The sequence below is a fragment of the Nocardia sp. NPDC050717 genome (genome assembly GCF_040654275.1).
Lineage (GTDB): Bacteria > Actinomycetota > Actinomycetes > Mycobacteriales > Mycobacteriaceae > Nocardia.
Genome location: NZ_JBFAHR010000002.1, coordinates 270244 through 282507 on the forward strand (window position 1 = coordinate 270244; position 12264 = coordinate 282507).

At 69.5% G+C, this 12264-nt stretch carries 11 protein-coding genes and 2 tRNA genes; 9 read left to right on the forward strand and 4 right to left on the reverse strand.

Going from position 1 to position 12264, the window contains the following annotated elements; all coding sequences use genetic code 11:
- Window positions 1-25: 25 nt before the first annotated feature.
- Together AB0H56_RS07300 and AB0H56_RS07305 are read left to right on the forward strand one after the other, a co-directional pair.
- Complete coding sequence (locus AB0H56_RS07300; RefSeq protein WP_232997335.1) at window positions 26-499, forward strand: ribose-5-phosphate isomerase; 474 nt, start codon at window positions 26-28, stop codon at window positions 497-499.
- A gap of 36 nt (window positions 500-535) precedes the next feature.
- Window positions 536-1339, forward strand: coding sequence for a DNA-formamidopyrimidine glycosylase family protein (locus AB0H56_RS07305; RefSeq protein WP_357158596.1), 804 nt, complete (start codon window positions 536-538; stop codon window positions 1337-1339).
- Window positions 1340-1423: 84 nt separating this feature from the next.
- Here AB0H56_RS07305 and AB0H56_RS07310 read toward each other — a convergent pair whose 3' ends face one another.
- Window positions 1424-2380, reverse strand: coding sequence for a GGDEF domain-containing protein (locus tag AB0H56_RS07310; RefSeq protein WP_110039617.1), 957 nt, complete (start codon window positions 2378-2380; stop codon window positions 1424-1426).
- A 673-nt stretch (window positions 2381-3053) separates the two neighbouring features.
- Between AB0H56_RS07310 and AB0H56_RS07315 the strand changes: the two genes are divergently transcribed.
- The 3 genes from AB0H56_RS07315 to AB0H56_RS07325 all read left to right on the forward strand — a co-directional run bounded on the left by AB0H56_RS07315 (window position 3054) and on the right by AB0H56_RS07325 (window position 4710).
- Window positions 3054-3124: transfer RNA gene (locus tag AB0H56_RS07315), tRNA-Gly, on the forward strand.
- A 42-nt stretch (window positions 3125-3166) separates the two neighbouring features.
- Window positions 3167-3243, forward strand: a tRNA-Pro gene (locus AB0H56_RS07320).
- 168 nt (window positions 3244-3411) lie between these two features.
- A complete protein-coding gene (locus AB0H56_RS07325) occupies window positions 3412-4710 on the forward strand; it encodes a GDSL-type esterase/lipase family protein (protein WP_357158599.1) in 1299 nt (432 codons plus the stop codon).
- 1 nt (window position 4711) lies between these two features.
- Here the strand turns inward: AB0H56_RS07325 and AB0H56_RS07330 are convergent, their stop codons facing one another.
- The 3 genes from AB0H56_RS07330 to AB0H56_RS07340 all read right to left on the reverse strand — a co-directional run bounded on the left by AB0H56_RS07330 (window position 4712) and on the right by AB0H56_RS07340 (window position 8501).
- Entirely contained in the window at window positions 4712-5071 is a 360-nt protein-coding gene (locus AB0H56_RS07330; RefSeq protein ID WP_357158602.1) for a hypothetical protein, read from the reverse strand.
- Window positions 5072-5189: 118 nt separating this feature from the next.
- Window positions 5190-5990: a metallophosphoesterase gene (locus AB0H56_RS07335; RefSeq protein WP_357158605.1), complete on the reverse strand. Its 801-nt coding sequence runs from the start codon at window positions 5988-5990 to the stop codon at window positions 5190-5192.
- A gap of 42 nt (window positions 5991-6032) precedes the next feature.
- Window positions 6033-8501: a phosphoketolase family protein gene (locus tag AB0H56_RS07340; protein ID WP_357158608.1), complete on the reverse strand. Its 2469-nt coding sequence runs from the start codon at window positions 8499-8501 to the stop codon at window positions 6033-6035.
- 162 nt (window positions 8502-8663) lie between these two features.
- On the opposite strand from AB0H56_RS07340, the gene AB0H56_RS07345 reads away from it, so the two are divergent.
- From AB0H56_RS07345 to AB0H56_RS07360, 4 genes are all read left to right on the forward strand, one after another.
- Window positions 8664-9221: an FKBP-type peptidyl-prolyl cis-trans isomerase gene (locus AB0H56_RS07345; RefSeq protein WP_357158610.1), complete on the forward strand. Its 558-nt coding sequence runs from the start codon at window positions 8664-8666 to the stop codon at window positions 9219-9221.
- A gap of 138 nt (window positions 9222-9359) precedes the next feature.
- A complete protein-coding gene (gene tig, locus AB0H56_RS07350; protein ID WP_110039618.1) occupies window positions 9360-10724 on the forward strand; it encodes a trigger factor in 1365 nt (454 codons plus the stop codon).
- Between the two features lie 187 nt (window positions 10725-10911).
- Complete coding sequence (locus AB0H56_RS07355; RefSeq protein WP_110039492.1) at window positions 10912-11487, forward strand: ATP-dependent Clp protease proteolytic subunit; 576 nt, start codon at window positions 10912-10914, stop codon at window positions 11485-11487.
- Window positions 11488-11530: 43 nt separating this feature from the next.
- Window positions 11531-12193 carry an ATP-dependent Clp protease proteolytic subunit gene (locus tag AB0H56_RS07360; protein WP_110039493.1) on the forward strand — a complete coding sequence of 221 codons (663 nt, stop codon included), beginning with the start codon at window positions 11531-11533 and terminating at the stop codon, window positions 12191-12193.
- Window positions 12194-12264 lie beyond the last annotated feature (71 nt).

Below are 12264 nucleotides of genomic sequence, written 5' to 3' on the forward strand. Positions count from 1 at the left end.
AAAGGCGCCTGACACAATCGCAGCCATGCGCGTTTACCTGGGTGCCGACCATGCCGGTTTCGAACTGAAGAATCACGTCAAGGCCCATCTGCAGGAGGCCGGACACGAGGTCGTCGACTGCGGCGCCCTCGAATACGACGCTCTCGACGACTACCCCGCGTTCTGCATCGAGGCGGCCCGCCGCACCGTGGCCGACCCGGGCTCGCTCGGCCTGGTCTTCGGCGGCAGCGGCAACGGCGAGCAGATCGCCGCCAACAAGGTCCCCGGCGCCCGCTGTGCCCTGGCCTGGAGCGTCGAGACCGCCAAGCTGGCCCGCGAACACAACAACGCCCAGCTGATCGGCATCGGCGGCCGCATGCACACCACCGCGGAGGCGCTCGCCATCGTCGACGCCTTCCTCGCCCAGCCGTGGTCGGAGGAGCCGCGCCACCAGCGCCGCATCGACATCCTCGCCGACTACGAGAAGTCCGGCGAGGCCCCCGAGGTCCCCGCGTACTGAGTAAGCACTCCATGAGTGTCGGGAAGGGTGTGTTCCTTGCCTGAGGGGCACACCCTTCATCGCATCGCCCGCCTGCACCAGGAGCGGTTCTCCGGTGGCGCTGTGCGGATTTCGAGTCCGCAGGGCCGCTTCGCCGAGGGCGCCGCGCTGGTGGACGGGCGGGTGCTGGACCGGGCCGAGGCCGTCGGCAAGCATCTGCTGCACCACTACGACTCCGGGCTCACCGTGCACGTGCACCTCGGGTTGTACGGCACGTTCAGCGAGGCCGAGCTGCCGATGGGGCCGCCCGTCGGGCAGGTGCGCATGCGGATGATCGGCGCCGCCACCGAGTTCGGGACCGATCTGCGCGGGCCGACCGCGTGCGAGGTGCTCCACCCCGGCGAGGTCGACGCCCTGGTGGCGCGGCTGGGCGCGGACCCGCTGCGGCCCGATGCCGATCACGAACGCGCCGGTGCGCGAATCCGGCGGTCCCGCAGGGCGATCGGCGCGCTGCTGATGGACCAGTCGATCATCGCCGGCGTCGGTAATGTGTACCGCGCGGAAGTGCTGTTCCGCCACGGCATCTCACCGTTCCGGCCAGGTACCGCGATCACCGCCGCCGAATGGGACGCGCTGTGGGCCGATCTCGTCGACCTGATGCCGATCGGCGTGGCCACCGGCCGCATGCACGTCGTCCGGCCCGAACACGACACCGGTGCGCCGTCCTACGCCAAGGACCGCCCCCGCACCTATGTCTACCGTCGCCAGGGCGAACCCTGCCGCGTGTGCGCCACCCCGATCGTCCACAAGGTCATGGACGCCCGAAATCTGTTCTGGTGCCCCACCTGTCAGCCGCACTGACCGGCCGGGCCGGTGGTGCGCCGGGGGCGTCGAGTACCGCAGAGGACTGAGCCGGACCGCGAAGTGCAGGCTTCGCGATCCGACTCAGCCCGCGACCGCGGTTCCCAGTTCCGGGTCGCCCGATTCGGCGAGCGCGAAACGCCGCCCGCCCGCGGATTTCGCCGAATACATCGCGCGGTCGGCGCGACGCAGCAGGTCGGTGAAATCGCACGTCTTTCCCGGCGCGCAGAACGCCGTGCCCACGCTGGCCGACACCGGGACCGGCCCCGCGCTCGACCACACCGGGTCGCGCAGGGCGGCGACCACGCGGTGGGCCAGCTCGCCGAGGGTGTCCCGGCGCGGATTGGCCGCGACCACGAACTCGTCGCCGCCGTACCGGCAGATCACCGTGTCAGGCGGGCACACCTCGCGCAGCCGGTTGGCCAGTTCGACCAGGACCTCGTCGCCGATCGCGTGTCCGTAGCCATCGTTGATCTGCTTGAACCGATCCAGGTCGACCACCAGGACGCCGACGCCGCGGGTCGGGTCGGCCGCGAAGGCCCTGACTCGTTCCTGCAGCAGCGTGCGGTTGGCCAGATCGGTGAGCGCGTCGTGGGTCGCCTCGTGGCGCAAGCGGTGCTGCAGCGCGGCGATCTCCTGAACGCGCAGCGACACTTTCGCCGAGATGTTCTGTTCCTGTTGCGCGAGCGCGCGTTCCTGCAGCGCCTGCGCGTAGCTGTCGATGGCCTGGCTGGCCACCAGCGGCCAGCGGGTAGCGACCAGCGAACCCGGCACGCCGGAGGGGAAGCCGAGCAGCCAGCGGGTGGCGTGCGCCAGCATCCTGGTTCGTTCGAAGGGCGCCTCGGCCAGCCGCGCGCCGAGCATGCGCGCCTGCGGCACCGGGAACGGTTCGGTCCTGGCCAGGTGGAGCAGCCGCTCGACGATCTCGACGAGCACCGGCTCCAGCTGGTGCGGCGCCGTGGAGGAACCCGGTTCGGCGCACACCGCGCGAGCCCAGGCGCGGGCCATCGCGGCGACCGGTGGCTCGATGTGGACAGTCATCGAGATCACCGGCGGAAGGTGGCGACGGTCTTGCCACCTCGATCGTTCGCACTGCTACGCGGTTGAGTCCACCGAGTTCGGCACACGCTCACCGCCCCCTTTCCAGATACCCCCGTCCGGCAAAAAGGATCCTAGCAAGCCACCCGAGACCTAAAAGTCGCGATATAGAACGCGTTGCAGGCCTCTCGCGAATGGCGATCGGGTATGACATCGCTGCGGAAGCTCCGGCGTTACACATTTCCCGAAAAAATTTTGGGAGCACCGAAACGTGCAGCGTGTTGCCCGTCTCGCGGTGGGGGGCGTTGGTTCGCCATGCGGTTTCCTCCTGGCACGGGGGCTGATCGTGACGATGGTGCTCGATCCGTCACGCGCCATCTCATGGTGGCCTACGCGCCGCCCCCGCGGCAGGTTTTCAAGGAAAAAACTCCTATTTATTCCCCCGGTGGAGCGAGCGCCGGTTTCCCCCGAGACGCGTGCCCACCATCGTGTCCGCCGGCGGGATTCGGTGCATAGAGTCATTAGGCCCTAATCGGGCATCGTCCCGCGGGTGTCGTCACCGTGGGAGGGGTGCGTCGCCCGGCTCGCCCGGGGGCGGATTGGCGTTTCGCGCGCGGGATTCGGTACAGTCGTGGCGCACACGACATCGTGGCGATCCCATCGATGTCGTATGCCTGCGGGTGTAGTTCAATGGTAGAACCTCAGCCTTCCAAGCTGATGGTGCGGGTTCGATTCCCGTCACCCGCTCAAACACGAATTCCCTCGACGGCGTCGCAGCCTGCGAGGCCTCGGGGTGTAGCGCAGCTTGGTAGCGCATCCGCTTTGGGAGCGGAGGGTCGCAGGTTCAAATCCTGTCACCCCGACCATCATCACCTGTTCACCCGCGCGGCGGGCTGGGCGGCGCCTGCCCGTTCGGGGGTGGCGGTCCGCCGAAAACCCTCTGGCGCGAGCCGATTTCGTTGTTTCGCCACTCCTCGTGCCGCCAACTTTTACTGTTACCGCCGGTACTGATGTCGGGTGAGGGAGTGTGCGCGGTGGGTAGCTGGACGACGATCGCCGGAGCGGCTGCGGTCATGGCGGGAACACTCGTCGGCGGCGCGCCGGTCGCGGCGGGGGCACCGGCGGAGTGCGGCACCTCGCCCTGGGTGGGCAGCTGGATGGCCGCTCCCTCCGATTCGCTCAGTGCCGCCGACCCCGCGCTGATCCCGCAGCTGTCGGTGTCGGACCAGACCTATCGCGTTGTGATCACCCCGCACCGGGGCGGTTCCGTCGCGCGGGTCCATCTCACCAACCGGACCAGGCCCGTCTCGATGGACATCGGACATGTCACCGTGGCGCCGCAGACCGCGGGGGCGGCCGTGCGGGCGGATGCGCTGCGCACCGTCACCTTCGGCGGTGCGCGCGCGGTCAGCATCCCGGCATTCGGTGACGTGCTCAGCGACCCGATCGAACTCGAGGTCGACGCGTTCGCGCCGCTCGCGGTGAGCGTGCACGTGCCGGGTCTGGCGGTGCTGCCCACCGAACACTTCAACGGCAACGCCACCAGTTACTACAGCCTCCCGTTCGCCGGCGACAGCACCACCGATCCCGGCGGCGCCGCGTTGCGCCTGAGCACCACCGCCGTGCCGCTGGTCTCGGGACTGGACGTGCAGGCCGGGCCCGAGGTGGCGACGGTCGTGGCCTTCGGCGACTCGATCACCGACGGCTACGTCTCGGCCAACCTGCTCGGCACGCCCCAGGACCCCGGAGTGGTCGACCGCGATGTGCGCTACCCCGACTTCCTGCAGCGCCGCATCGACGCGGCGGGCCTGCCGTTCAGCGTGCTCAACGCGGGCATCTCCGGAAACCGGGTCACCCGGGACGGATTCATCCCGCAGTTCGGGCCCGCCGCGCAGGCCCGGCTGCAGCGGGACGTGATCGACAAGGCGGGGGTGACCGATGTGCTCGTCCTCGAGGGCATCAACGATCTCGGCATTCCGATCGGCGCGAGCTACGACGAGGTCGTCGCCGGGTATGTCCGCATCATCGATCGGCTGCACGCGGAAGGTCTGGCGGTGCATCTGGGGACACTGCTGCCCGCCGACAACGCCCTGGCCGACGGCATGCTCACCCTGCCCTACGCCGAACCGGTCCGGCAGCGGATCAACGCCTGGATCCGGAGCCAGCGCCTGTCCGACAGTGTGCTCGACTTCGACGCGGCCCTGCGCGATCCCGCCCGCCCCTCGGTGCTCGACGCGCGCTACGCGGGACCGGACAACCTGCACCCCAACGCGGCGGGCTATCGCGCGATGGCCGAGGCGATCGACCTCGCGGCGCTGCGCGGTTGCCGCTGAATCAGGCGCAGCGGAAACGGAATCCGGCCTCGGCCTCCTTGCCCACCGCCACCGTCACGCGCACCGGCGCCTCGTCGGCCAGTGCGCAGCCACCGGGCACCTTGGCGACCACGGCCTCGTAGCAGCCCGCGGGCAGCGTCGTGTCGGCCCGGCCGTCGGCGCCGCTGACCACGGTGGCGACCACCTGATTCGCGCCGCACGGTGTCACCGCGACATCGGCCCGGTTGACCGGCATCGGCTCGCGACCGGTGAAGGTGTGGATGGACAGGGTTCCGGAGCCGGGCGGTACCGGTTCGGCGGCCGCCACTCCGGCGCCGACCAGGGGACAGAGCACGGACAGTGCGAGCAATGTACGGCGCATGAACCTCTCCTCAACGGCGAGTCGGGTCGTCCGGTGCCGATGGTAAGCCCGTTCGGGCAGGTCGCGGCCGGTGGGCGCGGAGTGTCGAGTTGACGATTCGGCGACGATCCCGGCGCCGTCAGCCGGTCGGGGTGATGCCGGCGCGCTCACTCCAGACCTGCTCGGCGGGGACCGACAGCGTGCTCATCTCCGGATAGCGCAGCGCCGAGAGCGCGCCGCCGAACACCGCGCCGGTGTCCAGGCACAGCGTGTTGTTGACCCAGGTCAGTTCGGTGACCGGGGTGTGCCCGTACGCGACGGTCGCGGCGCCGCGGTAGTCCCTGGCCCAGTCGTAGCGGATGGGGAAGCCGTACTCGTCGTAGTCCCCGGTGGGGGAGCCGTAGAGCGCGAACGATCTGGCCCGCCCGGAGGTACTGCCGTGCAGGCTCTCCGGCAGCCCCGCGTGCGCCACCACCAGCCTGCCGCCGTCGAGCAGGTAGTGGCTCGGCAGCGCGTGCAGGAAAGCCCGGACGGTGCCGCGGAATTCGGCGTCCTCCTCGGCCAGCTGGGCCAGCGAGCGTTCCAGACCGTGCGCGATCCGCACGTTGCGGCCGTCGAGGGCGCGCACCAGCTTGTCGTCGTGATTCCCGGTGACGCACAGGGCGGTCCGCGCGGCGACCATGCCCATCACCAGGCGCAGCACCCCGGGAGTGTCGGGCCCGCGGTCGACGAGATCGCCCACGAACACCGCGGTCCTGGCCGCCGGATGGGTGGCGCCCACGGCGCGGCCGTGCTCGTCCCGGTCGAGGTGATAGCCGAGTTCGCCGAGCAGGGTGATCAACTCGCCGGCGCAGCCGTGCACATCGCCGATGACGTCGAACGGTCCGGTGAGGTCGCGGCGGTCGCGGGGGAGCGCGTCGAGGGGGCGGGGCTCGGTCATCGGGTCCATCGTCGTGCAGGCGCGGCCCGCGCCGCAACCGCGTTATGTCACCGCCGGGATCACGGCCTCGGGCCAGACCCAGTCCGCGACGACGGGAATGTCCTCGCCGTGCTCCCTGGTCCAGCGCCGCGCCGTCAGCCGGGCGTCGACCATCTCCTGGCGCAGCCCCGCCGCCCGCGCGCGCAGGCCGGGCACCCGGTCGATCACGTCGAGCACCAGGTGGAAGCGGTCCAGGTCGTTGAGCATGACCATGTCGAAGGGCGTGGTGGTCGTGCCCTTCTCCTTGTATCCGCGCACGTGCAGGTTGGCGTGATTGGCGCGCCGGTAGGTGAGCCGATGGACCAGCCAGGGATAGCCGTGGAAGGCGAAGATCACCGGGGCGTCGGTGGTGAACAGCGTGTCGAAATGCGCGTCGGAGAGCCCGTGCGGATGTTCCTCGGCGGGCAGCAGCCGCATCAGATCCACGACATTGATCACCCGCACCCGCAGCTCGGGCAGCCGATCGCGCAGGATCGCCGCAGCGGCCAGCGTCTCCAGGGTGGGGATGTCGCCCGCGCATGCCAGCACCACATCGGGCGTGCTGCCGAGCTCGTCGTGATGACAGGCCCATTCCCAGATCCCGACGCCGCGAGCGCAGTGCAGCGCGGCCTCGGACACCGAAAGCCAGTCGGGCCCCGGCTGTTTGCCCGCCACCACCACATTCGCGTAGTGCAGCGAACGCAGGCAGTGGTCGTAGGTGGACAGCAGGGTGTTGGCGTCCGGCGGCAGGTACACGCGCACGATCTCGGGGCTCTTGTTCGTCACCACGTCGAGGAAACCCGGGTCCTGGTGGGTGAATCCGTTGTGGTCCTGGCGCCATACGTGCGAGGTGAGCAGGTAGTTCAGGCTGGGGATCCGGCGTCGCCACGGCACCGCCAGGCTGGCGTCGAGCCACTTGGCGTGCTGGTTGAACATGGCGTCGACGATGTGGATGAACGCCTCGTAGCAGGTGAACACGCCGTGGCGGCCGGTCAGCAGATAGCCCTCGAGCAGGCCCTGGCACATGTGCTCGGAGAGCACCTCCACCGCGCGTCCACTCGTCGACAGGTCGACATCCCAGCGCCCGACCTCGGCCTGCCAGTCGCGGCCGGTCACCTCGAGGATGTCCTGCAGGCGATTGCTGACCAGCTCGTCGGGCGCGAAGGTGAGGAAGTTGCCGGGATTGCGCGCGGTCACATCACGCAGCCAGCCGCCGAGCACCCTGGTCGCCTCGTGCGTTCCCGCGCCGGGCCGTTCGACCTCGACGCCGTACTCGCGCCAGTCGGGCAGGTCGAGATCGCGGACCAGCAGGCCGCCGTTGGCCACCGGATCGAGGCTCATCGGCCGCTCGGGGATCTGGGCGAGCAGTTCGGGCACCGGCGCGCCGGTCTCGTCGAACAGTTCGTCGGGCCGATACGACCGCAGCCACTGTTCCAGCACGCGCCGGTGTTCGGGGTTGGTGCGGGCCGCGGGCAGCGGCACCTGGTGCGCGCGGAAGGTGCCCTCCACCCGTTCGCCGTCCACCACCGGGGGACAGGTCCAGCCCTTGGGCGTGTGCAGGACGATCATCGGCCAGCGGGGGCGGGAGGTGTCACCGTCTTCCCTGGCGGCGCGCTGGAACCGGGCGATCTGCGCCAGACAGCTGTCCATCGCGGCGGCCATGTCCTGATGCACCTGCGCGGGATCGGAGCCGGAGACCACGATCGGCTGGTATCCGTATCCGCGCAGCAACTCGACGAGCTCGGCCTCGGGGATGCGGGCGAAGATGGTCGGGTTGGCGATCTTGTACTCGTTGAGCGCCAGGATCGGCACGACGGCGCCGTCGCGGCCCGCGTTGAGGAACATGTTCGCGTGCCAGCTGCCCGCCAGCGGCCCGGTCTCGGCCTCGCCGTCGCCGATCACGCAGAACACGGTCAGGTCGGGATGGTCGAGCGCGGCACCGTAGGCGTGCAGCAGGCTGTAGCCCAGTTCGCCGCCCTCGTGGAAGGACCCGGGGGTCTCCGGCGCGCAGTGGCTTGGCACGCCACCGGGGAAGGAGAACTGGTGGAACAGCCTGCGCATGCCCGCCTCGTCGCGCGGGATGTCGCGGTAGAGCTCGGCGTAGGCGCCCTCCAGCCACGCGCAGGCGTTCGGGCCCGGCCCACCGTGCCCGGGGCCCGCCACGAACACGGCGTGCAGGCCGCGGTTCCGGATCACCCGATTCGCGTGCGCCCACACCAGATTCAGGCCGGGCACGGTGCCGAAATGTCCGAGCAGCCGCGGCTTGACGTCCTCGGCGCGCAGCGGTTCGCGCAGCAGCGGATTGCGCAGCAGATAGATCTGGCCGACCGACAGGTAGTTGGCCGCCCGCCACCACGTGTCGACCGCGACGAGCTCAGGACGGGTCAGTGGGCCCGGTGCCTCGGTGAGGACGTAGGGCTCGGGCGCGATGGTCTCGCCCTCACCGCCGCCCACGGTGTCGGCGGCGGTATCGCGTTCGAGATCGCTGGTCATCGCGGAACTCTCCTCGCCATCGGTGAGCTGCGGCGCCGCGCGCCGCGGGACATGCCCGTGGCGCCGTTCGACATCCGGAGCCACCGGTGCGGAAACGCACCGCCGAGCCTACCGCCGTGCCGGTACTCCGCGCCCCGCGCGCAGTCCATTACTGTGCGGGCCATGCATTCTCTCGGCAGGATTTTCGGCATCGGACTCGTCGCGGCCGCCGCGATCGCGACAGCGGCCTGCGGCTCGGACACCGACTCGGCGAGCACGTCGTCGTCGACGACCAGTGCCGCCGCGGGCGCGCCGACGGCGAGCAAGGGCCGCGAGTGCACCGCGGACGACATCAAGGTCGACGGCGGCTTCGGCGACGCGCCGGAGATCACCATCCCCGATTCGTGCGACCCGCCCAAGACACTGATCGTCAAGGACCTGGTGCCGGGCAACGGTCCCGGCGCGGCGGCAGGCCAGCCGCTGACCATGAACTACGCGCTGGTGACCTGGTCGGACAAGCAGACCCTGGACAGCTCCTTCAAGCGCGGCAAGCCGTTCGGCCTCACCCTCGGGGCCGGCCAGGTCATCGAGGGCTGGGACCAGGGCCTGCTCGGGGTCCAGCAGGGCGCCCGGCGCCTGCTGATCGTGCCGCCGGAGCTCGGCTACGGCTCGGGGGGCAACGGCGTCGCGCCGAACGAGACGCTGGTCTTCGTCACCGACGCGGTGCAGGTCGGCGGCTAGCCCGCCGGCTGGACAACCGCCGATTACACGACCGCAAAGCCGGTCAACTACCCTGGTCGGGATGCGTGCGCCGCACCGACCAAGGGCGCGTCGCCCCATGCGGGGACACCAACGAACTACGAACCAAGGAGCATGTCCGTGAAGAGCACCGTCGAGCAGCTGAGCCCGACCCGGGTCCGGATCAACGTCGAGGTGCCCTTCGAGGAGCTGAAGCCCGACTTCGACAAGGCGTACAAGGCGCTGGCCCAGCAGGTCCGCATCCCCGGCTTCCGTCCCGGCAAGGCCCCGGCCAAGCTGATCGAGACCCGCGTCGGCCGCGGCGCCGTGCTGGAGCAGGTCGTCAACGACGCGCTGCCCGCGCGCTACGCCGAGGCCGTGCAGGCCACCGAGGTGAAGGTCATCGGCCAGCCCGAGATCGAGATCACCAAGATCGAGGACGGCGACGAGCTGGCGTTCACCGCCGAGGTCGACGTGCGCCCCGAGATCGCGCTGCCGGACTACTCGGGCCTCGAGGTCACCGTCGACTCCTTCACCATCGAGGACGCCGACATCGAGCAGCAGCTCACCTCGCTGCGTCAGCGCTTCGGCACCCTCACCGGTGTCGAGCGCGCCGTGCAGGACGGCGACTTCGTGTCGATCGACCTCTCGGCCACCGTCGACGGCGAGGACGTCCCCGAGGCGGCCACCACCGGCCTGTCCCACGAGGTCGGTTCGGGTCAGCTGATCGAGGGCCTGGACGAGGCCGTCACCGGCCTGAAGGCGGGCGAGTCGGCCGAGTTCACCTCCACCCTGGTGGCGGGCGAGCACGCGGGCAAGGAAGCTGTCATCACCGTCACCGTGCAGTCGGTGAAGGAGCGCGAGCTGCCCGAGGCCGACGACGAGTTCGCCCAGCTGGCCAGTGAATTCGACACCATCGACGAGCTGAAGGAAGACCTGAAGGGCCGCGTCGAGCGCTCCAAGAAGGTCGAGCAGGCAGGCCAGATCCGCGACAAGGTGCTCGACACCCTGCTCGAGACCGTCGAGGTCCCGCTGCCCGAGGCCGTCGTCAAGGCCGAGGTCGACGCGGTGCTGCACGACGCCGTGCACGGCTTCGACCACGACGAGGCCAAGCTGGCCGAGGCGCTCGAGGCGCAGGGCTCCTCCCGCGAGGAGTTCGACAAGGACACCCAGGAAGCCGCCGAGAAGTCGGTGAAGACCCAGCTGCTGCTCGACGCCATCGCGGAGGCCGAGGGCACCCAGGTCGGCCAGCAGGAGCTGACCGAGCGGATCCTGTTCCAGGCCCAGCGCTACGGCATGTCTCCGGAGCAGTTCATCCAGCAGGTGCAGCAGGCCGGTCAGCTCGGCGCGGTGTTCGCCGACGTCCGCCGCGGCAAGGCGCTGGCCGGTGTCGTCGGTCAGGTGAAGGTCACCGACTCCGACGGCAACGTGGTCGACACCACCGAAATGTTCGGTGACCCCGCGGATTCCGCCGAGACCGAACAGGTCGAGGCCGCCGCCGAATAAGTTCTGAGATGCCGGTGTGACCGGTTCCCCGCATGGGGTGCTTGGATTGCGCTGTGAGCGAAGAAGGGCGGTACCGGGAGTTCGGTGCCGCCCTGCTTCGTTAGTGTTTGTGACGACGAACCGTAGGCCGTAAGCAATCGGTGAGAAGAGAAGGCAGGTATCCGTGACAATCAACCAGGCAGGGGTCATGACAGCCGCTACTGCTGGTCTCAACCTCAGTGATTCGGTGTACGAGCGGCTGCTGCGCGAGCGCATCATCTTCCTCGGCACCCAGGTCGACGATGACATCGCCAACAAGCTGTGCGCGCAGATCCTGCTGCTCTCGGCCGAGGATCCCACCAAGGACATCTCGCTCTACATCAACTCCCCGGGTGGCTCGGTCACCGCGGGTATGGCGATCTACGACACGATGCAGTTCGCCGAGTGCGACATCAAGACCGTCGCCATGGGCCTGGCCGCCTCGATGGGGCAGTTCCTGCTCACCGCGGGCACCCCGGGCAAGCGTTTCGCGCTGCCGCACACCCGGATCATGATGCACCAGCCGTCGGCGGGCATCGGTGGTTCGGCGGCCGACATCGCCATCATGGCCGAGCAGTTCGCGCACACCAAGCGTGAGCTCAACGAGCTGCAGGCCCAGCACACCGGCAAGTCCGTCGAGCAGGTCACCGAGGACGCGGACCGCGACCGCTGGTTCACGGCGAAGGAAGCCCTCGAGTACGGCTTCATCGACCACGTGGTCGCCCACGCGAACCAGGCGAAGTAGCGCCACCGCGCCCCACCCACTCGAGACAAGCTTGGAGACAAAGATGGCCAATCTGATCGACCCGCGCGGCCTCGGTGGCGCTGCCGCCGCGAATCCGCAGTCGCGCTACATCCTGCCGCAGTTCACCGAGCAGACGTCGTTCGGTGTCAAGACCTCGGACCCGTACAACAAGCTGTTCGAGGAGCGGATCATCTTCCTGGGCAACCAGGTCGACGACGTCTCGGCGAACGACATCATGGCGCAGCTGCTGGTGCTGGAGTCCCAGGACCCCGACCGCGACATCACCATGTACATCAACTCGCCCGGTGGCTCGTTCACCGCGCTGATGGCGATCTACGACACCATGCAGTACGTGCGCCCCGACGTGGTGACGGTCTGCCTCGGCCAGGCCGCCTCGGCCGCGGCCGTGCTGCTGGCCGCCGGTGCGCCGGGTAAGCGCGCCGCGCTGCCCAACGCCCGCGTGCTGATCCACCAGCCGTCCTCGGGCGGTGTGCAGGGCCAGGTGTCGGACCTCGAGATCGCGGCCGCCGAGATCGAGCGGATGCGCCGCCTGATGGAGGTCACCCTCTCGCGCCACACCGGCAAGACCGAGGAGCAGATCCGCAAGGACACCGACCGCGACAAGATCCTCACGGCCGAGGAGGCCAAGGACTACGGCATCGTCGATCAGGTCTTCGACTACCGGAAGCTCAGCGGACAGAAGTGACACGCCCGGGCCCGTCGCCTGATCTGGGCGGCGGGCCCACCTTTTTTCCACCGTGGGCCTCACAATGGTGA

What these genes read in the sequence shown, in the direction of transcription:
- AB0H56_RS07300 (WP_232997335.1), top strand. Translation starts at nt 26, where the DNA reads ATGCGCGTTTACCTGGGTGCCGACCATGCCGGTTTCGAACTGAAGAAT.
- AB0H56_RS07310 (WP_110039617.1), bottom strand. Translation starts at nt 2,380, where the DNA reads ATGACTGTCCACATCGAGCCACCGGTCGCCGCGATGGCCCGCGCCTGG.
- AB0H56_RS07330 (WP_357158602.1), bottom strand. Translation starts at nt 5,071, where the DNA reads ATGCGCCGTACATTGCTCGCACTGTCCGTGCTCTGTCCCCTGGTCGGC.
- AB0H56_RS07335 (WP_357158605.1), bottom strand. Translation starts at nt 5,990, where the DNA reads ATGACCGAGCCCCGCCCCCTCGACGCGCTCCCCCGCGACCGCCGCGAC.
- AB0H56_RS07340 (WP_357158608.1), bottom strand. Translation starts at nt 8,501, where the DNA reads ATGACCAGCGATCTCGAACGCGATACCGCCGCCGACACCGTGGGCGGC.
- AB0H56_RS07345 (WP_357158610.1), top strand. Translation starts at nt 8,664, where the DNA reads ATGCATTCTCTCGGCAGGATTTTCGGCATCGGACTCGTCGCGGCCGCC.
- AB0H56_RS07355 (WP_110039492.1), top strand. Translation starts at nt 10,912, where the DNA reads ATGACAGCCGCTACTGCTGGTCTCAACCTCAGTGATTCGGTGTACGAG.
- AB0H56_RS07360 (WP_110039493.1), top strand. Translation starts at nt 11,531, where the DNA reads ATGGCCAATCTGATCGACCCGCGCGGCCTCGGTGGCGCTGCCGCCGCG.